General features: G+C 68.6%; 12 protein-coding genes. 5 read left to right on the plus strand and 7 right to left on the minus strand.

Annotation, left to right across the window (positions count from 1 at the left end):
* Positions 1-51: 51 nt before the first annotated feature.
* The 4 genes from AC07Q9_RS11855 to alaS form a co-directional block, all read right to left on the minus strand.
* Complete coding sequence (locus tag AC07Q9_RS11855; protein WP_495309527.1) at positions 52-1,311, minus strand: D-amino acid dehydrogenase; 1,260 nt, start codon at positions 1,309-1,311, stop codon at positions 52-54.
* A 153-nt stretch (positions 1,312-1,464) separates the two neighbouring features.
* Positions 1,465-1,995, minus strand: coding sequence for a MolR family transcriptional regulator (locus AC07Q9_RS11860; RefSeq protein ID WP_495309528.1), 531 nt, complete (start codon positions 1,993-1,995; stop codon positions 1,465-1,467).
* Between the two features lie 40 nt (positions 1,996-2,035).
* Positions 2,036-3,052, minus strand: a complete 1,017-nt coding sequence (locus AC07Q9_RS11865; protein WP_495309529.1) for a 2-dehydropantoate 2-reductase — start codon at positions 3,050-3,052, stop codon at positions 2,036-2,038.
* A gap of 33 nt (positions 3,053-3,085) precedes the next feature.
* Positions 3,086-5,710, minus strand: a complete 2,625-nt coding sequence (gene alaS, locus AC07Q9_RS11870) for an alanine--tRNA ligase (RefSeq protein ID WP_495309531.1) — start codon at positions 5,708-5,710, stop codon at positions 3,086-3,088.
* Between the two features lie 261 nt (positions 5,711-5,971).
* On the opposite strand from alaS, the gene AC07Q9_RS11875 reads away from it, so the two are divergent.
* From AC07Q9_RS11875 to AC07Q9_RS11885, 3 genes are all read left to right on the plus strand, one after another.
* Positions 5,972-6,793 carry a ferritin-like domain-containing protein gene (locus AC07Q9_RS11875; protein ID WP_495309533.1) on the plus strand — a complete coding sequence of 274 codons (822 nt, stop codon included), beginning with the start codon at positions 5,972-5,974 and terminating at the stop codon, positions 6,791-6,793.
* 734 nt (positions 6,794-7,527) lie between these two features.
* Positions 7,528-7,764 (plus strand): hypothetical protein, encoded by a 237-nt coding sequence (locus AC07Q9_RS11880; protein WP_492678465.1) that lies wholly within the window; start codon positions 7,528-7,530, stop codon positions 7,762-7,764.
* A gap of 3 nt (positions 7,765-7,767) precedes the next feature.
* Positions 7,768-8,562 (plus strand): winged helix-turn-helix domain-containing protein, encoded by a 795-nt coding sequence (locus AC07Q9_RS11885; protein ID WP_495309534.1) that lies wholly within the window; start codon positions 7,768-7,770, stop codon positions 8,560-8,562.
* A gap of 39 nt (positions 8,563-8,601) precedes the next feature.
* Here the strand turns inward: AC07Q9_RS11885 and AC07Q9_RS11890 are convergent, their stop codons facing one another.
* The 3 genes from AC07Q9_RS11890 to AC07Q9_RS11900 are packed head-to-tail and all read right to left on the minus strand — an operon-like array spanning position 8,602 to position 21,832.
* Entirely contained in the window at positions 8,602-9,039 is a 438-nt protein-coding gene (locus AC07Q9_RS11890) for a hypothetical protein (RefSeq protein ID WP_369647328.1), read from the minus strand.
* Between the two features lie 2 nt (positions 9,040-9,041).
* Entirely contained in the window at positions 9,042-9,902 is an 861-nt protein-coding gene (locus AC07Q9_RS11895; protein ID WP_495309535.1) for an OmpA family protein, read from the minus strand.
* Between the two features lie 26 nt (positions 9,903-9,928).
* Complete coding sequence (locus AC07Q9_RS11900; RefSeq protein ID WP_495309537.1) at positions 9,929-21,832, minus strand: ESPR-type extended signal peptide-containing protein; 11,904 nt, start codon at positions 21,830-21,832, stop codon at positions 9,929-9,931.
* Positions 21,833-22,145: 313 nt separating this feature from the next.
* Between AC07Q9_RS11900 and AC07Q9_RS11905 the strand changes: the two genes are divergently transcribed.
* Together AC07Q9_RS11905 and AC07Q9_RS11910 are read left to right on the plus strand one after the other, a co-directional pair.
* Positions 22,146-22,889 (plus strand): response regulator transcription factor, encoded by a 744-nt coding sequence (locus AC07Q9_RS11905; protein ID WP_489057108.1) that lies wholly within the window; start codon positions 22,146-22,148, stop codon positions 22,887-22,889.
* Positions 22,889-24,181, plus strand: a complete 1,293-nt coding sequence (locus tag AC07Q9_RS11910; RefSeq protein WP_495309539.1) for a FecR family protein — start codon at positions 22,889-22,891, stop codon at positions 24,179-24,181. The genes AC07Q9_RS11905 and AC07Q9_RS11910 overlap by 1 nt, the downstream gene beginning before the upstream one ends.
* Positions 24,182-24,185: the final 4 nt, after the last annotated feature.

Here is a 24,185-nt window from a genome sequence, read left to right on the forward strand (position 1 = left end):
AAAAAGGGCGGCCGTTTCGGGCCGCCCTTCGAGGGGGAAAGCGGGGTTGGGCTACCCGCCGTAGCGCGCGACGGTCAGGCCTTCCATGTCGATTTCGGGCGCCCTGCCCGCGACCAGGTCGGCCATCACGCGGCCGGTGCCGGCCGCCATGGTCCAGCCGAGCGTGCCGTGGCCGGTGCTCAGCAGCAGGTTGGGCACGCGGGTGGCGCCGATCACCGGCGTGCCGTCGGGCGTCATGGGGCGCAGGCCGGTCCAGAAGGACGCATCGCGCACCGGGCCGCCGCGCGGAAACAGGTCGGTCACGACGTGCTCGAGCGTGTCGCGCCGCCGCGCGTCGAGCGCCAGGTCGAAGCCCGAGAGCTGCGCCGTGCCGCCCACGCGGATGCGATCGCCCAGGCGCGTGACGGCGACCTTGAAGGTCTCGTCCATCACGGTGGATTCGGGCGCGCCGCTCGCGTCGGTGATGGGCACCGTGATCGAGAAGCCCTTGACCGGGTACACCGGCAGGTCGATGCCCAAGGGCCGCACCAGTGCGGGCGAGTAGCTGCCGAGCGCGACCACGTAGCGGTCGGCGGTGAAATGGCCCTGGTCGGTGCGCACCCCGGTCACGCCCTTCCCCGCTTCGTGCTCAAGGGCCTGGATGTTCACGCCGAAGCGGAACTGCACGCCCTCAGTCTCAGCGAGCTTGGCCAGTGCCTGCGTGAACTTGAAGCAGTCGCCGGTCTCGTCGCCCGGCAGGCGCAGGCCGCCGACGAACTTGTCCTTCACGGCGCCGAGCGCGGGCTCATGCAACACGCAGCCGTCGCGGTCGAGCACCTGGTAGGGCACGCCGGACGCCTTCAGCACCTCGACGTCCTTGGCGGTGCCGTCGAGCTGCGCCTGCGTGCGAAAGAGCTGCAGCGTGCCCTGCATGCGCTCGTCATAGCGGATGCCGGTGTCCGCGCGCAGCGCCTTCAGGCAGTCGCGGCTGTATTCGGCCAGCCGCACCATGCGGCCCTTGTTGAGTTCGTAGCGCGCCTGCGTGCAGTTGCGCAGCATCGACAGGCCCCAGCGCCACATGGCCGGATCGAGCATCGGCTTGATGACCAGCGGACTGTGCTGCATGAGCATCCACTTGATCGCCTTGACCGGCACGCCGGGCCCGGCCCAGGGCGCCGAGTAGCCGGGCGAGACTTCGCCCGCGTTGCCGAAGCTGGTTTCGAGCGCGGGCGCCGGCTGGCGCTCCAGCACCGTCACCGCGTGCCCGGCGCGCGCCAGGTAGTACGCCACCGAGGTGCCGATGACACCGCTGCCGAGAATCAGGACCTGCATGACAACCCCTCCCTCTTGAAAGCCGCCATGGGCCGAGGGTACAGGCTTGGCGACCTGCTGCGCACGACATCTCGCGGGCCTTGCGCGAGAAGGTCGATGGAAAGCAGCACCCAGGCCTCGTCGACGGCCCGGCAGCTTCGGCGGATGCGCCCGTCAGAGGGCGTTCAACACGGCCTGCATCGAGGTCAGGCGCGCTTCGTTCTCGTCGGCGTGCGGCCAGCCGGGATGGCGCACACGGGCGCGCTCGTTCAGCGCCAGTTGGCATGCAATGGCGGCCAGTGCCTCGTCGCGCATCGCTGGATCGACCTCGCCCGTGATCTTGAGCTGCCCGAAGGCCGTCGCGACGCGCGCGCGGCATTCGGACTGCAGGAAGGTCTCGTGCATGTCTTCCTTTGCCAGCCATGTCTCGCGCACGTCGGCATCGGCCCGGTGCATGGATTCCGGCACGCCGAAGTCCCAGTCGGCGAGCATCGCCTTGAGGAAGCCCGCGACCTTGCCGTTCTTGCCGCCGTCGCGGTACCAGTCTTCGAGCGACGAGAGCGTGTCGTTGCCGTCATCGCTGCCGAAGGGGCTGAAGTCGTCGGCCTGGTCGTAGTAGAAATCGTCCGCGGCAAGCGTCACGAAGCGCGGGTGGCTGGTCTCGCGGGCGAGGCCCTCTTCGGGGTCGTCGAAATGGTGGGGCATCGGATGGCTCCGGCAGAGTGAATGTGCGGATGAACGGGCTCTAGAGACCCAGCGAGTCCTGCAGTTCGCGCGCCGTCCAGCGCTTCGGCTGTTGCGGCCAGGCCTCGAGCAGCGCAACCATGCGCGCGTTGCGCGGCGCGCTCAGGCCGTGCTCCTGCGCGAGGCGCACCACCTCGCCGCTCAGCGCGTCGATCTCGGTGCGGCGGCCCAATGCGAGGTCGTCGGCCATGCTGGAGCGGGCCTTGGCATCGATGCGCAGCATGCGTGCCGCGACGATGCGAAACAGCCAGTCGGGCAGCCGCAGCAGGCCCGACAAGCGCCGCGCCGGCACGGCCGCGACCTGCGCGGGCACGATGCCGCCCGTGCGCAGCACGCCCAGCGTTTCATCGATCAGCGCCGCGAAGCAACGGCGGTAGCCGCGCTGCATGAGCTCGTCGCGCAGCGGCAGGCCCGACAGCGCATTGACCGGGTTGTTGAGGTTGAGCAGCAGCTTGCCCCACTGCACCGGCAGCAGGTCGGCATGCAGGTCGAGCGGCACGCCGGCGCGCTCGAACACGGGCAGCCAGTCACGCAATGCGGGGTCGTCTTCCGCGGCCAGCCGGCCGGGCGTGCCGCGGTGGAAGGCGCCGTCGCCGATCTCGGCCACGTTGTACGGCACCATGCCGGCGCGGATGTTGAGCGAAGGGCCGGCCTGCCCCGCGGCGGCGCAGTTCGAGATGCCGTTCTGCAACGAAACCACCGTGGTGCCGGCCGGCAGCGCAAAGGCCAGTTCGCGCGCCGCCTCGGCGGTGGCGCCGCTCTTCACGCACAGCAGCACCAGCGCGGGCCGCGCACCCACCGGCACCTGCTCGCACAGGCGCAGCGTGGGCGCCGCCAGCTTGTGCCGGGCGCCGTCGAGGTCGGTGAGCGTGAGGCCGTGGCGCGCGAGCTTGTCGAGCACGCGCGGACGGCCGACGAAGGTGACGGGCACGCCCGCCGCCGCGAGGCTGCCGCCGATGAAACAGCCGATGGTGCCCGCCCCCATCACGAGCACTTCACCGGGGATCGCGTCGGACATGAAGTGCTGTGTGGGTAGTGAGCGGAAAGGACCTCAGGTCCGTTGGGCGACCCAGGCCTGCACCGATTGCAGCGCGGCCGGCAGGCCCGCGGCGTCGGTGCCGCCGGCCATGGCCATGTCGGGCTTGCCGCCGCCCTTGCCACCGACCTGCTGGGCCACGAAGTTGACCAGCTCGCCGGCCTTGACCTTGCCGATGCTGTCGGCCGTGACACCGGCGGCGATCTGCACCTTGTCGCCATCGACGGCGGCCAGCACGATGGCGGCGGTCTTCAGCTTGTCCTTGAGCTTGTCCATGGTGTCGCGCAGCGTCTTGGCGTCGGCGCCGTCGAGCTTGGCCGCGAGCACCTTGATGCCGTTGACGTCCACCGCCTGCGCGATGAGCTCGTCGCCCTTGGACGACGCGAGCTTGCCCTTGAGCGCGCCCACTTCGCGTTCGAGCGTCTTGACCTGCTCGAGCACCTGCGAGAGGCGGCCCTGCAGCTCGGCGGCCGGCGACTTGAGCGTGGCGGCCACGCTGTGCACGGTCGATTCGAGGTCCTGCAGGTACGACAGCGCGTTGGCGCCGGTGACGGCTTCGATGCGGCGCACGCCGGCGGCCACGCCGCCTTCGCTGACGATCTTGAACAGGCCGATGTCGCCCGTGCGGCCCACGTGGGTGCCGCCGCACAGTTCGCGGCTGGTGCCGATGTCGAGCACGCGCACGGTCTCGCCGTACTTCTCGCCGAACAGCATCATGGCGCCGGTCTTCTGGGCCGATTCGAGGTCCATCACGCGCGCCTGCGTGGGCGCGTTGTCCAGGATCTCGGCGTTGACGCGCTTCTCGATCTCGAGGATCTGCTCGCGCGTGACGGCTGCGTTGTGCGCGAAGTCGAAGCGCGTCTTGTCGGCGTCGACCAGCGAGCCCTTCTGCTGCACGTGGTCGCCCAGCACTTCGCGCAGGGCCTTGTGCATCAGGTGGGTGACCGAGTGGTTACGCATGGTGGCGGCGCGGCGCGCGGTGTCGACCGCGGCCTTGACCGCGTCGCCGACCTTCAGCGTGCCTTGCGTTTGCGTGCCGTGGTGGCCGAACACGTCGGCCTTGATCTTCTGCGTGTCGTCGACACCGAACTGCACGCCTTCGGCCACGAGCACGCCCTGGTCGCCGACCTGGCCGCCGCTTTCCGAATAGAAGGGCGTGGTGTCGAGCACCACGATGCCGCTCTGGCCTTCCTTCAGCGCGTCGACGGCCACGCCGTCGAGGTACAGCGCGACGACCTTGGCGCTTTCTTCCAGGTGGTCGTAGCCGGTGAAGGTGTTGCCCGCGCCGGCGTACTCGACGTTGCGGTCCATCTTGAACTTGCCGGCGGCACGGCCCGCGGCCTTCTGCTTTTCCATCGCGGCGTGAAAGCCCGCTTCGTCGACGCTCAGGCCGCGCTCGCGGCACACGTCGGCCGACAGGTCCAGCGGGAAGCCGTAGGTGTCGTGCAGCTTGAAGGCGACGTCGCCCGGCAGCACCTTGGCATCGCCGGCCAGCGCTGCGTCGAGGATTTCCATGCCGTTGGCTAGCGTTTCGAAGAAGCGTTCTTCCTCGGCCTTCAGCGTGTCGATGATGCGTTTCTCGTCGGCCACCAGCTTGGGGTACGCGTCGCCCATGAGCTTCACGAGGTCGGGCACCAGCTTGTGGAAGAAGGGCTTCTTCTGGCCCAGCTTGTAGCCGTGGCGGATGGCGCGGCGCACGATGCGGCGCTGCACGTAGCCACGGCCTTCGTTCGACGGAATGACGCCGTCGGCCACCAGGAAGGAGGTGGCGCGGATGTGGTCGGCGATCACGCGCAGCGAGTTGTTCGACAGGTCCTGCGTGCCGGTCTCGCGGCCTGCGGCCTTGATGAGCGCGTCGAAGATGTCGATTTCGTAGTTGCTGTGCACATGCTGCAGGATCGCCGCCAGGCGCTCCAGGCCCATGCCGGTGTCGACGCAGGGTGCCGGCAGCTTCTTGACCGAGCCGTCGGGCTGCATGTCGAACTGCATGAACACGTTGTTCCAGATCTCGATGTAGCGGTCGCCGTCTTCATCGGGCGAGCCGGGCGGGCCGCCGGGGATCTCGGGGCCGTGGTCGTAGAAGATTTCGGAGCACGGGCCGCAGGGGCCGGTGTCGGCCATCATCCAGAAGTTGTCGGACATGTAGCGTCCGCCCTTGTTGTCGCCGATGCGCACGACGCGCTCGGGCGGCAGGCCGATTTCCTTGGTCCAGATGTCGTAGGCCTCGTCGTCCTCGATGTAGACGGTGGCCCAGAGTTTTTCGGCCGGCAGCTTGTAGACCTGGGTCAGCAGTTCGAAGGCCCACTTCAGCGAGTCGCGCTTGAAGTAGTCGCCGAAGCTCCAGTTGCCCAGCATCTCGAAGAAGGTGTGGTGGCGCGCGGTGTAGCCCACGTTCTCGAGGTCGTTGTGCTTGCCGCCGGCACGCAGGCAGGCCTGCACCGAGGCGGCACGCACGTAGGGGCGCTTGTCTTCGCCGAGGAACACGTCCTTGAACTGGACCATGCCCGAGTTCGTGAACATGAGCGTCGGGTCGTTGCCCGGCACCAGCGAGCTCGAAGGCACCACCGTGTGGCCCTTGGAGGCGAAGAAATCGAGAAAGGTCTTGCGGATGTCCGCGACCGTGAATGTGGGCTGGCTCATCTTTGGATTTCGTCTGCGGTCGGGGGCGGCCTGGCGATGGCGACCCTGCGTCGAAACCACTGCGTTGAACCGGCCTAACTGCTTGATTTGCTTGAACAATCGATTATAGGTTTGCGCATGGTGCCCGGGCCCGCCACGGGCCATGCGCACGCGCGATCCGCAAGCCGGGGCTAATATCGACGGCTGAAGCGGTGCGCGCCCTCCCCGGCTGCAGCCTGTTTCTTCCCTGTTTTCATCGGCAACATGAATCAAGGAGCACGCATGGCGGGTCAGGCGTCGGAACACTGGAAGATCGAAGACCTCGATTTCTCCCGCATCGCACGCGAGCAGGTGCGCTCGGACGAAAACCTCTTCTACCTGGTGGCGTCGGCCTCCTTCATCGAGAGCGGCTCCGACCTGTACACGCAGAACCTGGTCGATTTCTTCCGCGGCGACGACGAGGTCACCGAGTGGCTGTCAAACCACTGGGAGCAGGAAGAGCTGCAACACGGCCGGGCCCTGCGCGCCTACGTGGAACACGTCTGGCCCGAATTTCCCTGGGAAAGCGCCTACCGCGGCTTCCTCGACGAGTACGCCACCTACTGCAAGGTCGAGCTGCTGGCCCCGACCCGCGCCCTGGAAATGACCGCCCGCTGCGTGGTCGAGACCGGCACCGCCACCTACTACCGCGCCATGGCCCGCAGCACCACCGAGCCGGTGCTGCGCGACCTGGCCACGCGCATCGCGACCGACGAGGTCAACCACTACAAGCACTTCTTCCGGTTCTTCCGCCGCTACCGCGCACAGGAGCGGCTGAACCGCTTCCGCGTGATGGGCACCATCGGCCGGCGCACGCTGGAGCTGAAAAGCGAGGACGCCGACTGCGCCGTCCGCCACGTGGTGCAGGCCCGCGCCCCGCACCGGGCCGGCGACGCGGCCTACGTGCAGCAGCTCAGCGCGCGCATGAACAGCACGATCCGCAACAACCTGAGCCCCGGCGCCACGCTCAAGATGCTGATGCGCCCGCTGGAGCTGCCGGCCCGGGTGCAGACAGTGATCCAGTACCCGATCCGGCAGTTCATGGAGCACGTCTTCCTGCGCTGACGGGCCCAAAGCACCCCAAAACGGGCAAAAAAAACCCAGCACGATGCTGGGCTGAATCTCTGGATTGCTGTCACGCACAGAGAACCCGCACTTGAAGCGAGTCCGCAAAATTTAGGGCCCGGGCCGCCCCCGGCTTGTCGGACAACACCGACAGTTCTGCACGATCGTTCGGACCGAGGGTATCCCCGGAAGCCCGAAAAAGTGCCAAATTCTTCACACTTTTTAACTTGTCCTACGGTTACGACATTTTTCAGCTGACACGCCGGGCGCCCGCCGTCGCCGACGATGCACTCGCTGTCACGCAACAGGGCCGCAGAAGAAGAGCTCTCTGTTTGCCTTAGAGCGCGCCCCTTCGGGGGCCCCTCGAAATACCCGCCCCGGCGGGTATTTTTTTGTCCGCCGCGCCCCCTCCAGCGGCCCTACCACATCGAAATGACGCGTTTTCCCAATCCGATGGGGACAACGTTGTGGAAAACCGTGTGTGCAGCGCGCGAAACCGTTGCCTGGCGGGGCCTGCAACGCAGTGCCTGCGAAACAGGCAGCGGGCGGAAAAAATTCGGAAAAATATTTTTCCGGGCTGTTTCCCACCGCCCCAAGCCACCCGCCCGCCGCCCGTCGACGACGCGAACCGCGCTGAAAGAATTCATCAGACTCCTCCCTCGAAGCCGCCACTAGCATCGAAGGACCCGGGCGGCCAGCCTGCGCCGCGCCGGGGGAAAAGGGAGCAAAACATCGTGAAGTGGATCGTGGCTGGCTTTGTGGCACTGGTGTTCGCCGTGCTGTCGTTCAACGCATTCATTGCCAACGACCTGAGCCGCCAGTCCAGCGGCAACCGGCTCATCGCCATGCTGACCGACCTGTACAGCGGGCTGCTGGGCAGCATCGGCGCCGTTCCGACCGGCATCCTGTTCGCGGTGTGCGCCGTGGGCACCGTCGTCCTGGCGGCCCGGGACGGCAAGAAGGCGTCCTGAGCCATGCCGCTCACCACGCGCGTGGCCTTGCTCGACGAACAGGGCGTGACCGGCGGGCAGCTGCTGCACAACCTGCCCCTCCTGGGCTACGACGCCTTCCAGTTCTCGAGCCTGGCCGACTTCTTTGCGTCGCTGGACAGCGGCCGACAGGTCGATCTGCTGCTCGTGGTGGTCGACAACGAACTGGCCTCCCGCAGCCTCTTTGCCGCCTGCCGGGCGCTGAACATCCAGACGCTGCTCATCGTGCGCGACAAGCGCTGGGAACAGCTCCTGCCCTGGCGCGACGCGCCGGGCTGGGACGACTTCATCGAGCTGCACGGCGCCGGCATCGACGACGCCATGAACGAGCTGGCCTGGCGCATGCGCACCCTGCTGCTGCGCGCCCGGCATGCCGCACAGACCGCCAGCCTCGGCCCGCCGGCCTGGGGGCCCTACAGCTTTCTCGACATGGCCCACACCGTGTTGCTGCGCGACCGGCGCATCCGCCTGCAGCCGCGCCAGTACGCCTTCGCCGTCACCCTGTTCCGCAATGCCGGGCAGGTGATCACGCGCGACTGGCTGTGGCAATCGATCTGGGACAAGACCACGCCCTATGAAGGCACGCGCGTGCTCGACGTGTGCGCGGCCAACATCCGCAAGCGCCTGGACCTGTGCGCCGAGAACGGGTACGAGCTGCGCGCGGTCTACAAGCAGGGCTACCGGCTGGTGCCGGTGTGGCCCGTGTCCAAACCCGTCAAGGAGAGGGAGTTCACGCGACGAGGCCGGCCACGCCATGCCGCCCTTGCCGTGAATTTCTGACAGGCCCGGCCCTGCATCGGGCCGGGCCCCGGGCACGCGTCAGGCGTCCGCCCCCACGCGAATCAGCCGCGCCGGCTTCAGCCGGCCGTCCAGCGACCCCAGCCAGACGCCCAGATCCTCGTTCGACACGGGCGTCAGCAGCAGCTCGAAAGAGCGCTGCGCGCGCACCGCGACGGGCACCGACTCCACGCTCTCCAGCTCCGAGCGGTGCGTGAGGTACAGCAGCGGCAGCATCCAGTCGGCCGCCTGGTGCATGGCGGGCACGCGCGCCACCGTCTTCTGCGCATCGGCATGCAGCCCGACGATCACCCCGTCGAAGCGCTGGCCCACCTCCAGCGCCTGGATCAGGTCGGCGATGCGCACGAACGGGATGAAGTCGGCCCCCAATGCAGTCAGCGAGTTGCCGGTGCAGGCGCGCTGCAGGGCGTCGGAATCGACCAGCGCGATCCGGTACCCCGAAGGAGCGGGCGCGTTCATCGTCACTGCTCCCCTGCGATGTCGAGCTCGACCCGTCGGTTGGGCTGCAGGCATTGCAGCAGCGCCGGCGTGCGTTGGGTGCCTTCGCAATCGGACACCACCGGCTGGCGCTTGCCCATGCCCGCGGTGCGGATCAGCTTGCGGTCCAGGCCCTGCTGCACCAGCAGATCGCGCACGGTGTTGGCACGTTCCAGCGACAGCGCCTCGTTGTAGGCGTCGCCGCCCAGCCGGTCGGTGTGGCCCGTCACCACGATGTAGTGCAGCGACCGGAAGTTGTTGCGCAGCTCGCCGGCCAGGTGCTCCAGCCGCGCGCGCCCTGCGGGCTGCAGGTCGGTGAGCGAGGCGCCGTCGAAACGGAACAGCCCGTCGGCGCTGAGCGTGACCTTCTGCGGCGGTGCCAGCTTCGTGCTGGCCGGGATCGGCGTGGCCAGCGGCGGTTGCGCGAGCAAGGCGCAGTCGGGGTTCTTCCACCAGCCGCCGGTCATCAGCTCGCTGCCGTTGAAACGCACCATGTACTGGCAGGTGGTGTAGTCGCTGCCCTTGCCCGTGTAGAAGTGAAAGATGTAGTTCCACTCGCGCACGCCCCACAGCCCTTCGCTGAAGTGCGGCCAGCCCAGCAGCTCGCGCAGCTGGTCCTTGCCCATGCCCGGGCGCACGCGCTGAAACTTGTCGACGCCGGGGAAGGCGCCCTGCTTCCACTTGGCGCTGCCCAGGTCGGGAAACTCCTCGGGCTTGGGCGGCGCCGGCTTCTCGGCCGCGGCGCGCGCCTGCGCGTCCTTGTCGATGGCGGCGCCGGGCGAGGCGCAGCCTTGAAGGGCCGCAAGCACCGCCGCCAGGGCGACGGCGGACAGGGTTCGGTTCATCTTGATCATTCTTTTGCTCTCCCGCTTCAATTGAAGACCCACTCGGCACCGACCGTGGCCGCCGCCCCGGCGCGGCTCATGCCTACGCCGCCGGTCATGCTCCAGCCGTTGTTCTCGGCCGTGCGACGGAAGCTGATGCCCACCGCGCTCTCGCCCTTGAAGGTGCCGTAGCCCACACGCATCACCGTCTTGCCCGGCACCGAGGTGCCCGGCATCTGCACGGCCATGGCGGCGGCCACGCCGGCATACGCGTTCTTCGCCACGTTGCGGATCTCGCCGCCCAGCGCGTTGGCCCGCGCGTCGGTGTAGGCCATGTTGGCCGCGCCGGCCTGGTTGAGCTGCTGCACGTTCACGGCGTCGGTCGGTGCCACGCCCGGTGCCACGTTCTGCACCGTCACCGGGCCGGTGGAGGCGCCGTTGCCCATGGTCACGCTGTTGTAGTTGACGCTGCCGTCCACGTTCGTGTCGTAGCGCACCGCGCTTTGCTGCACGGCCTGCAGCTGGCGCACGTTCACCGCGTCGGTGGCCTGCGTGCCGCCGGCCACGTTGGTGATCTGGCGCTCGTTGCCGGTCGAGCCGACCGACACCGCACCCTGCCCCGACTGCACCACGGTGTTCGAGAACATCTCGCGCTGCCCGTTCATGCCGGCGCGGTTGGCCACCGCGCCGTCGCCCAGCGCCACGCTGTTGGCCGAGCTGGCCGTGCTGTTGGCACCCAGCGCGATGCTGCCGGCTGCCTTGGCCTGCGCGCCGTTGCCGGTGGCGATGGCGTTGTTGCCCAGCGCGACCGCGTTCGGCCCGATGGCCACGCTCTCGGCGCCGGCGGCGTTCGAGTCGGCCGCCTTCGAGTTGGCGTGGAAGTACTTGATGCCGCCGCCACCGGTGGTCATGTTGTTGATCGCCTGGTTCGTCGCGTACAGCTGGCTGCCGTTCACCGCGTCGGTGCTGGTGGCGCTGATCTCGCCGGCCGCGACGTTGGTGATCTGGCGCTCGTTGCCCTCCGAGCCGACGCTCACCACGCCCACCGGCTTGGTGCCGGCGAACTGGTAGGTCGTGCCTTGGAGCGTGACCTCCTTGGTGGGCTTGGCCTCCGCCGTGGTCGAGTCGTTGCCCAGCGCGACGCTGTTCTTCGTGGTGACCACGGCGCCCGTGCCGATCGCCACGCCCTGGTCGGCCTTGACGGCCGCGCCCGAGCCCACCGCCGTGCTGTCGGTGCCCGTGGACGTGGGTGCCACGTAGGTCGTCGGCGAACCGGTGATCCACTTGCTGCCCGCCGCCGCGGCCTGGCTGGCCACCGCCTGCAGCTGCGCCACGTTCACGGCGTCGCTCGGTGCGGAGCCGGCGGCCACGCCGGTGATCTGGCGGAACACGCCGTTGGCGGCGTCTCCCACGCCCACCGCACCCGTGGTGCTGGTGGTGGCGGCGATGGCATCCGCCTGTGCCGCGGTCGCCTCCGGCGGCACATAGCCCTTCACGCCCGCTGCGCGGTCTGCCACCGAGCCTGCGCCCAATGCCGCACCACCCGTCGCGGTGGCCGTGCTGCCTGCGCCCACTGCCACGCTCACATCGCCGACCGCGGCGCTCGCCGCGCCCATCGCGACGCTTGCCACGCCCGAGGCGTTCGAGGCCGCGCCCGCAGCCACGCTGCCGTTGCCCGCAGCCCGCGCCCAGGCGCCGAAGGCCGCGCTGTCGATGCCGTCGGCGGTCGAGAAGTAACCCACCGCCGTGCTGCGGTCGCCCATCGCCCAGGCGGCATTGCCGATCGACGTGGCGCTGACGCCCGCGGCCTGCGCCGCCGTGCCCATCGCCACCGCGTTGACGGCCGTCGCCTGTGCGTCCTTGCCCGCAGCGATCGCGTCGGCGCCCGTGGCACCGTCGTTGTTCTCGTTGCCGCCGCCGGTCGAGTTCACGCTGTAGTACTTGGTCTTGCTCTCGGCGACCGTGTCCTTGAGCTGGCTGACGTTCACCGCATCGGTGTTGGCCACGCCCGGCGCGACATTCGTGATCACCTTGCCGCCCGCGTCGACGCCCGCCGTGGTCACGCTCGGACCGCCGACGATGGTCAGGCCGGTGGCGCCGAGGGTGACGTTCGGGCCGACGGTCACGCCGGCGTTGTTCATCACCGTGTCGCCGGTGGTCACGCTGTCGAACTTCACATCCTTGGCCGTGGCCACGGTCAGCGTGTTGCCGTTGCGGGTGACGACCATGTTGTCGCCGTTGGCGAAGTTGGCCGTGCCGCCCGGTGCGATGTTCTGCGGGCTCGCCTCGCCGTTCGCGCTCAGGTTCCAGCCCTTGCTGGCCGTGGCGTCGACCAGCTTGAGCTGCTCTTCGGTCGCTGCGCGGCCCACGGTCGCGAAGCTCGGGTCGGTCAGCGTCTTGTTGCTCAGGCCCTGGATGTCGCTGCTGACGCCGCTGAGCTTGACGTTGCCGCTGGTCACGCCGCCGGCCGCGACTGCGGTGGTGGTCGTGCCGCTGTTCACCGTCAGGCCCGTGGTGTTCAGCACGCTCTGGCCCACCGTCACGCTGTTGTTGACCTTCACGTCGTCGGCGAGCTTGAAGTCCAGGTTCGTGCCCGTGCGCGTGATCGCGATGTTGCTGTCCGAGTTGCTGAAATCGACCTTGCCGCCCGGTGCGACGTTGCCGCCCGTGGCTTCGCCGTTGGCCGCGACATTCCAGCCTGCGCTGGCGGTGTCGTTGACCTGCTTCAGTTGCTCTTCCGTCGCAGCGCGGCCGACGGTCGCAAAGCTCGGGTCGGTCAGCGTCTTGTTGCTCAGGCCCTGGATGTCGTTGCTGACGCCGCTGAGCTTGACGGTGCCGCTGGTCACGCCGCCGGCGGCAACGGCCGTGGTGGTCGTGCCGTCGTTCACGGTCAGGCCCGTGGTGTTGAGCACGCTCTGTCCCACGGTCACGCTGTTGTTGACCTTCACGTCGTTGGCCAGCTTGAAGTCGAGGTTCGTGCCGGTGCGCGTGATCGCGATGTTGCTGTCGGAGTTGCTGAAGTCGACCTTGGCACCCGGTGCGACATTGCCACCTGTGACTTCGCCGTTGGCTGCGACATTCCAGCCCGCGCTGGCGGTGTCGTTGACGATCTTGAGCTGCTCTTCCGTGGCCCCACGGCCCACCGTCGCGAAGCTCGGATCGGTCAGCGTCTTGTTGCTCAGGCCTTGGATGTCATTGCTGACGCCGCTCAGGTTGACCGTTCCGCTGGTCACGCCGCCGGCGGCAACCGCCGTGGTCGTCGTGCCGTTGTTGACCGTCAGACCCGTGGTGTTGAGCACGCTCTGGCCTACGGTCACGCTGTTGTTGACCTTCACATCGTCAGCCAGCTTGAAGTCGAGGTTCGTGCCGGTGCGGGTGATCGCGATGTTGCTGTCGGAGTTGCTGAAGTCGACCTTGCCGCCTGGCGCGACATTGCCGCCCGTGGCTTCGCCATTGGCCGCGACATTCCAGCCTGCGCTGGCGGTGTCGTTGACTTTCTTCAGCTGCTCTTCGGTGGCTGCACGCCCCACCGTCGCGAAGCTCGGATCGGTCAATGTCGTGTTGCTGAGGCCCTTGATGTCGTTGGTGACACCGCTGAGGTTCACGCTGCCGCTGGTCACGCCGCCTGCGGCCACTGCGGTGGTCGTGGTTCCGTTGTTGACCGTCAGTCCCGTGGTGTTGAGCACGCTCTGCCCCACCGTCACGCTGTTGTTGACCTTCACATCGTCAGCGAGCTTGAAGTCGAGGTTCGTGCCGGCGCGGGTGATCGCGATGTTGCTGTCGGAGTTGCTGAAGTCGACCTTGCCGCCTGGCGCGACATTGCCGCCCGTGGCTTCGCCATTGGCCGCGACATTCCAGCCTGCGCCGGCGGTGTCGTTGACCTTCTTCAGTTGCTCTTCGGTGGCCGCACGCCCCACCGTCGCAAAGCTCGGGTCGGTCAGCGTCGTGTTGCTGAGACCCCGGATGTCGTTGGTGACACCGCTGAGGTTCACGCTGCCGCTGGTCACGCCGCCTGCGGCCACCGCCGTGCTCGTGGTGCCGCTGTTGACCGTCAGGCCGGTGGTGTTCAGCACGCTCTGGCCCACCGTCACGCTGTTGTTGACCTTCACGTCGTCCGCCAGCTTGAAGTCGAGGTTCGTGCCCGTGCGGGTGATCGTGACGTTGCTGTCCGAGTTGCTGAAATCGACCTTGCCGCCCGGTGCGACATTGCCGCCCGTGGCTTCGCCGTTGGCCGCCACGTTCCAGCCTGCGCTGGCCGTGTCGTTGACGATCTTGAGCTGCTCTTCGGTCGCTGCACGGCCCACGGTCGCGAAGCTCGGATCGGTCAACGTCTTGTTGCTCAGGCCCTGGATGTCGTTGGTCACGCCGCTCAGGTTGACCGTTCCGCTGGTCACGCCGCCGGCAGCCATCGCTGTGGTGGTCGTGCCGTTGTTCACGGTCGTGCCTGTCGCCGACGTCGTCGTGACATTGCCCGCGCCGTCGTTCACGGTCAGGCCCGTGGTGTTGAGCACGCTCTGGCCCACCGTCACGCTGTTGTTGACCTTCACGTCGTCCGCCAGCTTGAAGTCGAGGTTCGTACCGCTTCGCGTGATCGCGATGTTGCTGTCCGAATTGCTGAAGTCGACCTTGCCACCCGGAGCGACGTTGCCACCCGTGGCCTCACCGTTGGCTGCCACGTTCCAGCCCGCGCTGGCCGTGTCGTTGACGAGCTTGAGCTGTTCTTCCGTGGCCCCACGGCCCACCGTTGCAAAGCTCGGGTCGGTCAATGTCTTGTTGCTCAAGCCCTTGATGTCGTTCGTCACGCCACTCAGGTTGACCGTTCCGCTGGTCACGCCGCCGGCGGCGACCGCCGTGGTCGTCGTGCCGTTGTTGACTGTCAGACCGGAGGTGTTCAGCACGCTCTGGCCCACCGTCACGCTGTTGTTGACCTTGACGTCGTCAGCCAGCTTGAAGTCGAGGTTCGTGCCGCTGCGGGTGATCGTGACGTTGCTGTCGGAGTTGCTGAAGTCGACCTTGCCGCCAGGTGCCACATTGCCACCCGTGGCCTCGCCGTTCGCTGCCACGTTCCAACCTGCGCTGGCCGTGTCGTTGACGATCTTGAGCTGCTCTTCCGTAGCCCCACGGCCCACCGTCGCAAAGCTTGGATCAGTCAGCGTCTTGTTGCTCAGGCCCTGGATGTCGTTCGTCACGCCGCTCAGGTTGACCGTCCCGCTGGTCACGCCACCGGCGGCAACCGCCGTGGTGGTCGTGCCGTTGTTGACCGTCAGACCGGTGGTGTTCAGCACGCTCTGCCCCACGGTCACGCTGTTGTTGACCTTCACATCGTCAGCCAGCTTGAAGTCGAGATTCGTACCGCTTCGCGTGATCGTGACATTGCTGTCCGAGTTGCTGAAGTCGACCTTGCCGCCCGGCGCCACGTTGCTGCCCGTGGCTTCGCCGTTCGCTGCCACGTTCCAGCCTGCGCTGGCCGTGTCATTGACGATCTTGAGTTGCTCTTCGGTCGCTGCGCGCCCCACCGTCGCAAAGCTCGGATCAGTCAGCGTCTTGTTGCTCAGGCCCTGGATGTCGTTGGTGACACCACTGAGATTCACGCTGCCGCTGGTCACGCCACCGGCCGCGACGACCGTGGTCGTCGTGCCGTTGGTCACCGTGGTGCCCGCTGCCGTCGTCTTCGTGACATTGCCCGCACCGTCGTTCACCGTCAGGGCCGTGGTGTTGAGCACGCTTTGCCCCACCGTCACGCTGTTGTTGACCTTCACATCGTCAGCGAGCTTGAAGTCGAGATTGGTGCCGGTGCGCGCGATCGCGATGTTGCTGTCCGAATTGCTGAAGTCGACCTTGGCGCCCGGTGCGACATTGCCCCCCGTGGCTTCGCCGTTGGCCGCCACATTCCATCCCGCGTTGGCGGTCGCATCGACGGCCTTGAGCTGGCTCACGTTCACCGCATCGGTATCGACCGCGCCGGCCGCCACGTTGGTGATGCGCCGCTCGGCACCCACGCCGCCTACCGACACCTCGCCCACCGGCGTCGCGCCGGCGACCGACGTGGCGCCCGGCGGCACATAGGCCGCGTTCGCGTTCAACGTCGCCAGGTCCGTGGCCGTGGTGCTGTTGGCACCGAGTGCCACCGCGTTCGCATAGGTGGCACTGGCATCGGTGCCGATGCTGACGCCGCTGTCGCCCGTGGCCTTGGCACGGGTGCCGATGGCGACGGTGTTGCTGGCGCTGATGCTCTGGCCCGCGTTCAAGCCGACCGCGACGTTGGCGCTGCCCTGGACCCCGCCGCCGGAAAGACCACCCAGCGCCACGTTGAAGGCGCCGTTGGTGCCCTGCCCCGCGGAACTTCCGATGCCCACGTTGGAGAAACCGGTCGTGACCGCCCCGCCATTCACGCCGATGCCGATGTTGGAATCCCCGGTGACGCGGGCGCCCGCGCTCGCCCCGAGCGCGGTGTTGGTCCCGCCCGTCACCGACACACCGGCACTGTTGCCGACGGCCGTGTTGTCCGCTCCCGCAACCTGCCGGCCCGCGGCGTACCCGACGAAGGTGTTGTGCGAGTTGCCAGCCGCCGTGCTGCCCGAGCCGGCCAAGTTGCCGACCGCCACGGTGCCCACGCCCGCGGCCACGGCATCCACGCCTGACGCGATCGCATTGATGCCGGTCGCGCCCTTGTTGTCGTAGTTGCCGCCCTGCGTGCCGTTGTCGTTCACGCTGTAGTAATGCGTCTGCGCGGCGGTGAGCTGCGCCACGTTCACCGCATCGGTCTCGGCGGTGCCCGCTGCCACGCCGGTGATCTGCCGGGTGTCGGTGCCGTTGCCCACGCTGACCGCGCCCAGGGTGCTCTTCCAGGTCGGGGTGGAGGCCGTGCTGAACGTGCCGGTGCGCGGGTCGAAGCCGGGCTCGCCGGCGGCCCTGTCGGCCACCGACCCGCTGCCCAGCGCCACGCCGTCGGCCACGTTGGCACGCGAGTTCGCGCCAAGTGCCATGGCGTTCTCGGCGTTGTCCACGCGTGCCGCCCAGCCCAGGGCCACGGTGTTGTCGCCCTGGGCCTGCCCCCCGATGGCGATGGCGCTGAAGCCTTCGGCCCTGGCCGTGCCGCTGGAGGCGCCGCCAATCGCCACCGCCGCCGTGCCGTTGGCAATGCCGTTGATGGCGGTGGATTGGGTGCCGGTCGCCTGGCCATTGATCGCCACGGCCGTGGCGCCGTCGGCGCGCGCGCTGCTGCCGATGGCCGTGGCGCTGTTCTGCAGTGCCGTCGCCGAGGGGCCGACCGCCACGCTCTCTTCAGCCTGCGCACTGGCGTCGGTTCCCACGGCCACCGAGCGCCGCGCGCCGGTCGCGGTGCTGGCGTTCACGCCGGCGGCCAGCGAGTTCTGTCCGAGTGCGCCGTCGTTCTTGTAGTTGGCGCCTGGCGTCCCGCTGTCGTTCACGCTGTAGTAGTGCGTCTGCGCCGCCTTGAGTTGGCTCACGTTCACTGCATCGGTGTTGTCCGAACCGGCCGCCACGTTGGTGATGCGCCGCTCCTTGCCCGCGCTGCCCACCGACACCTCGCCCACCGGCACGGCGCCGGCCACGACCGTCGCGCCCGCCGGCACATAGGCGTTCTTGAGCGCCAGCGCCGCCGCGTCCTGCGTCGCCTTCGAATCCGCGCCGAGCGCGACACCGTTGGCCGCACTGGCCTGCGCCTGGCGGCCGATGGCAACGCCGTCGTTCTTGCTGGCCACGGCGCTGTTGCCGATGCTCACCGTGTTGTCGGCGGCGATGCCACTCAACGTCGCGGGATCGACCACGCCCGCCAGGGTGCCGATGGCGACGTTGCTGTTGCCCTTGGTGCCGGCCCCCGCCGCTGCGCCGATGCCGACGTTCGTATCGCCGACGACCGAGGCGCCCGACAGGTCGCCCATGGCGATGTTGTCGTTGCCGGTCACGGCCTGGCCCGCGCTGCCGCCGATCGCGGTGTTGTAGGTGCCCTTGGTCCCAATGCCGCTGTAGACACCCATCGCGAGGTTGTAGTCGCCCTGGACGCCCTGGCCCGCCGCAATGCCGAACGCCGCGTTCGAGCTGCCGGCCACGTCCTTGCCTGCGGCGGAGCCCACAGCGGTATTGCTGGACCCCACGACACCGCCACCCGCTTCGGTGCCGATGCCCACGTTGTTCTGGCCGGCCAGGCCGGCGCTGGCACCCACGCCGGCCTGGTAGCCGATGGACACGCTGCGCTCGCCGTTGGCCTGGGCGCCCACGCCCGCCGCCAGTGCGTTGATGCCGGTGGCGCCGTCGTTGGCGTAGTTGCCGCCCTGCACGCCGTTGTCGTTCACGCTGTAGTAGTGCGTCTGGCCCGCTTTCAGCTGCGCCACGTTCACTGCGTCGGTGGCTTGCGTGCCCGCTGCCACGTTCGTGATCTGGCGCGTCTGGCCATTGCCACCCACGCTCACCGCGCCCAGCGTGCTCTTCCACGTGGCCGAGGTGTCCGTCGAGGCCTTGCCCGTGGCCGGGTCGAAGCCCGCCACGCCCTTGTCCGTGCTCGCCACCGACTTGCTGCCCAGCGCCACGCCATCAGCCACCGTCACGCTGGTCGAATCGCCCAGTGCCGTGGCATTGGCCACGTTGACATTGACGTTGTTGCCCAGCACGAAGGTGTTGTTCGCCGCGGCGCCCAGCGTGTTGTTGTTGCCCACGCTGTAGCTGTTGGCGCCGTCGATCACGGTCGGGTCGCCGATGGCGCCGCTGTTGTTGCCGTTGACGACGTTGCCCGTGCCGATGCTGATCGACTGCGTGCCGTTGGCCTGCGCGCCCTTGCCCATGGCAATGGAAGCTTCACCCTGCGCGAAAGCGCTGTCGCCCACGGCCACGCTGGACACACCGAAGGCCTTGCTCGCCGTGCCGACGGCCACGGCGGCCTTGTCGCCGGCGACCGCCGACGAGCCCAGCGCCACGGCGTCGTCGCCGGTGGCGCGCGACAGGTGGCCGATGGCCGTCGTGCGGCTGGCGTCGATGCCGGCCACGCCGTTGCGCTGGAAGGCCTGGGTGACCGAGGTCTGCAGCTCGGCGGCGGTGACCAGCACATTGCCGCTGCTGGCCTCGATGACGTTGCCGCTGGCGTCCAGGGTGTAGGTGCCGTCGGCCAGGCCGGCCTCGGTCACGCCGCGCTTGGCCAGAAAGCCCATGTACTCGGTCTGCGCCGCCAGGTTCGCCGCCTGCACGGCGGCCTGGGAGATCGGGGCGTTCGGGTCCTGCGCGGCCAGCGCCAGGTTGGCGCTGGCCAGGGTGCCGAGTGCGATGTTGTTGCTGCCCCTGGACTGCAAGCCCGCCATCGTGCCCTGGTTGATGTTCTGGTCGCCCGTCACGAACTGGCCGGCGCGCTGGCCCACCGCGACGTTGCGGTTGCCGGCCGAGAGCCCGCCCGCGCCGTAGCCCATGCCGGCGTTCTCGTCGCCCTGCACGGACACGCCCGCCTGGTTGCCGACGTAGGAATTGCGCGCGCCATTGCCGGCCACGCCCGAGCCGCTGCCGACGAAGGTGTTGAGCGAATTGCTGAAATCGTTGGGGTCGGCCTTGGCGGGGCGGCCCATGCCCGCGAAGGTGCCGATCGCGACGGTGTCGTAGCCGGCTTCGGCGCGCGAACCCAGCGCCGTGCCGCGTCCCTCGGCCTTGGCCGAGCCGCCCAGGGCGACGGAGTTGCCTTCGGTGGCGGTGGCATAGGTGCCGACCGCTACGGAACTCCAGTTCTCGGTCGGCCCGTTCAGGACGTCTGCCCCGCTGGCGACGGCCTGGAAGCCCATCGCGACGTCACCTCGCTTCAAGGCCTGGGCGCCGACCCCGGCAGCCATCGCGTTCTTGCCGCTGGCGCCATCGTTGTTGTAGTTGCCGCCTTGCTTGCCGTCATCGTTCACGCTGTAGTAGTGCGTGGTCGCCGCGGCCTGCGCAGCCTGAAGTTGCGCCACGTTCACTGCGTCGGTGGCTTGCGTGCCCGCCGCCACGTTCGTGATCTGGCGTGTCTGGCCATTGCCGCCCACGCTCACCGCGCCCAGCGTGCTCTTCCACGTGGCCGAGGTGTCCGTCGAGGCCAGGCCCGTGGCCGGGTCCAAGCCCGCCACGCCCTTGTCCGTGCTCGCCACCGACTTGCTGCCCAGTGCCACGCCGTCGGCCACGGTCACGCTGGTCGAATCGCCCAGTGCCGTGGCGTTGGCCACGTTGACGTTGACGTTGTTGCCCAGCACGAAGGTGTTGCTCGCCGCCGCACCCAGCGTGTTGTTGTTGCCCACGCTGTAGCTGTTGGCGCCGTCGATCACGGTCGGGTCGCCGATGGCGCCGCTGTTGTTGCCGTTGACGACGTTGCCCGTGCCGATGCTGATCGACTGGGTGCCCTTGGCCTGCGCGCCGCTGCCGAAGGCGATCGCCTTGGCGCCGCTGGCGGTGCTGTCGCCGATGGCCACGCTGTCCGTGCCGCTGGCCAGGCTGCCGTAGCCCAACGCGGTGGCGCGCGCGGCCGTGGCCTGCGCGGCGTCGGCGGTGCTTGCCGCAGCACCCACCGCCGTTGCATTGAGGGCCGTGGCCTGTGTGTTGGCGCCGATGGTCGTGGCGAAGGTGCCCTGCGCCAGCGCGCCGCGTCCTGCCGCGATGGTGTCGGTGCCGTTGGTCGTGCTGTCGCCCAGCGCAATGCTGTCGGCGCTGTTGGTCATGGCGCCGTAACCCAGCGCCACGCTGCGAGCGCCTTCGGCACGGGCGGCGCCCGCGACGCCGTTGGCGCCCTGCGTCGCGTCGCCGCCGATGGCCACGGCGTTGGCGCCGCCGGCGATGGTCCCTTGACCGATGCCGATGGCCGAGTCGGCCTGCACCACGCTGTTGGTACCGATGGCCACGCTGTGGTTGCGCGCGGTTCCGCTGTTGCCCGCATCCGCACCGATGGAGATATTGCCCTCGCCCGTGAGGCCTCGCCCCGAACTGCGACCGATGGCGACGTTCGTGGCACCGGTCACGGAATAGCCGGCTGCATGACCGATGGCGACACTGCTCTCGCCCGTGGCAGAGGTGCCGGCTCCAGGGCCGACCGCCGTTGCGTAGGAACCGCCGGCCTGCGCGCCCGAACCGACTGCCACACCGTATTCGCCGGCCACCTTCGCGGCATCACCCACGGCGACGGCAAACGACGCCCCGTTGACAACAGCGCCATTGCCCATGGCGATGGCATTGCCCCCGATCGCCTGCGCCCCTTCGCCAATGGCGATGGCGCCCGGTCGGCCCGAGCCCGCGACGGCTTTGGCGCCGATGGCGATGGCGGCTTGCGCGTACTCCCCCGTGCTGGCGCCTGTGCCGATGGCGATGGCGTCCTTCGCGGCCGTTTGCCGTCCAGTATTGGCGCCCTGGCCGATGGCAATCGCGCCGTCCATGAGCGCCTGGGCGCCGTTGCCCATCGCCACCGTATTGGCCGCCTGCGCCTTCGCATCGGGCCCGATCGCCACGCTGTTGGCGCCGATGGCGCCCGAGTTGGCCTGCGTCGAGTTGCCGACCGCCGTGGAGTTCACGTGCAGGTAGGGTGTCTCGTCGACATTCACCCAACGACCGTTCTTCCAGGTCATCAGCCCGACGCCGAGGCCGTTGGCCGAGGTGCCCGCGGTGGTGTTGAAGACCACCATGCCGTCCACCGGCGTGGGCGCGGCGAGACCCCAGGTCGTGGCGTCGGTCAACGCGGCACGCGGCATCAGGACGCCCTTGTTCGGCACACCCGCCCCCGGCTCCGGTCCGATCGTCAGCCACGCACTGGGGTCCGGGTTCGGCGTCAGGACCCCCACCTGCGCGAGCGCCGGTCCGCCCAGCAGGAGCATGCCCAGGCCCAGCGCCGCGAGCTGGCGTTGCGCGCTGCGGCTTTTCTTACCTCGAGCGGAGGCAATTTCCGACGCAGCAACCCAGGCGCCCAGCGCCTCATTCCAGATGGACCGATAAGACTTGTTCATTTCCCCTGTTCCTCAAATGCAAGCCGGCCGCACCCCGCAGGATCGCGACATGGCGAGCGGAGATAACCGGAGATGTGGAGTGATCGGAGCGCCGGGTGGCGCTACAGGGGGCGGATGATGTCGGGGGCCTCCGAAGGCCAAGGGGCCCGCGTGAGGTTTGGTCAGATTTGCAGCCAGCTTTAGTCTGCATTTGTGAATTTCTTTACTACTTCATAACCATCGCCAACAATGTTGCTAACGTTTACGCTACGGAATTCGTCAGATTTCGGGCGTGGATTCACTGTCAAAATTGCCACCGCCACCCCTGGAGTCCATGCGCATCGCCATCCTTGAAGACGACCCGAACCAGCTCTCGCACCTCGTGCGGACACTCGAGCAGCTGTTAACAATTGGCGAGACGAATGTGACCTGCATCACGTTTTCGAACGGGTCGACCTTGCAACAGGCGCTGCGGCGCGAGAGCTTCGACCTGCTGGTGCTCGACTGGAACGTGCCCGGCCTGGCCGGCGTCGAATTGCTGCAGTGGCTGCGCAAGTGGCAGACCGACAAGGTGCCGGTGCTCATGCTGAGTTCGCGTGCCTCCGAGCACGACGTGGTGGAGGCCCTCACCCTCGGCGCCGACGACTACATCGTCAAACCCTTCCGACCGCTGGAATTGCGTGCACGCGTGCAGCGCCTCATGGCCCGGCGCGTGCCGGTGGCGCCGTCCGACGGCGAGCGCTTCGGCCGCTGGGAGTTCGAACGGGTGTCGCAAAGCGTGCTGATCCATCCCGCGCCGGGCGACGACGCCCCGCCGCAGCGGCATGCCCTCACCGACCGTGAATTCAAGCTGGCGCTGACGCTGTTCCAGCACATGGGCGACGTGGTGTCGCGCGCCCATCTGCTCGAAAGCGCCGGCTACAGCACCGAAGAGCTGCCTTCGCGCACGCTGGACAGCCACATCTACCGGTTGCGCAGCAAGCTCGGCCTCGAAGCCGAAAGCGGACTGAGCCTGCGCACGGTCTATGGCCGCGGCTACCGGCTCGAATCCACGCAACAACCGCAGGTGGATGCGTGATGGCGACGCGCGACACCAGGCCTCGCCTGCATCGCCTCGTGGCCGGTGCCGCATTGCTCGTCGCCGCGATGGCCGCGAACGCGCAGTCGCCGCATGTGGTCAAGCCCGGCGAGACCTTGTGGGGCATCTCGGGCCAGCAGTTGGACACGCCGCTGCGCTGGCCCGAAGTGCAGCAGCGCAACCAGGTGGGCGAGCCGCGCCTGCTGCAGCCGGGCACGGTGCTGTACTTTGCCGACGGCCGGCTGGTGCCCGAGGGCGCCGCGGTGGTCACCGCGGTCGAGGGTCGGGCCTCGCGCAAGCGCGCGGGCGTCCCCGAACAGGCGCTCACGCCCGGCATGCCGATCCAGGCCGGCGACACGCTCATCACCGGCACCGACGCCTTCGTGACCCTCGGGGTGACGGGTGGCAGCCGCGTCGTGCTGCCCTCGCGCAGCGCGCTCGAGGTGCTGGCCATCGACGCGACCACAGTGCGACTGCGGCTGATCGAGGGCCGCGTCGAATCGCAGGTGCACAAGCAGCAGCCGAACCAGCAGTTCGAGATCCGCGCGCGGTCGATGGGCCTGGGCGTGCGGGGCACGCACTTTCGCGTGCGCGACGAAGACGGCGTGCTGACGGGCGAGGTGATCTCGGGCGAGGTGGTCGTGCAAGGCCCCGCGCAGTCCGAACCGCCGCTCGTGCTGCGCGAAGGCCGCGGCGCGGTGCTGCTGGAGAGCGGCCCGTCGCAGGCGCAGGGCCTGCTGCCGGCGCCCCAGCTGGTGCCTGAAACGACGGCGCGCAACGACCGCACGTTCCGCTTCACGCCCGTTGCGGGCGCGCAAACCTACCGCCTGCAACTGGCGCGCGACGAGCGCTTCCTGCTGCCGGTGTACGAACAACGCGGCCCGGGACCTTCTTTCACGGTGCCGGCAGAACTGCCGTCGGGCCTCTACCAGTTGCGCCTCACGGCCTTCGACGCTGCCCGGCTCGAAGGGCTGCCGGGCGACGGCGCGGTCTACCTGCCCGCGGTCGAAGGCGGCGCGGGCGGCCAGGGCACATCGTCCGTGCTTTCGGACGGGCGCGTGGAGGTCCGCTGGCCGGGCCTCGCGGGCCAACGCTACACCTTCGAACTCTCGCGCAGCCCTGACTTCGCCGTGTTGCTGGTCAACGAGCCTGCGGTCTACGCCACCGGCATGACGGTCGGCCCCTTCGCGCTCGGCGGGCGCTACCACTGGCGTGCGCGCCAGGCCACCCCCGACGGTGCTGCGTCCGCAGCGACCGGTTTCGGCGGAAGCTTCGACATTCCGGTGCGCTGAAGCG

It is taken from the genome of Variovorax sp. GW821-FHT09A10 (genome assembly GCF_059418385.1).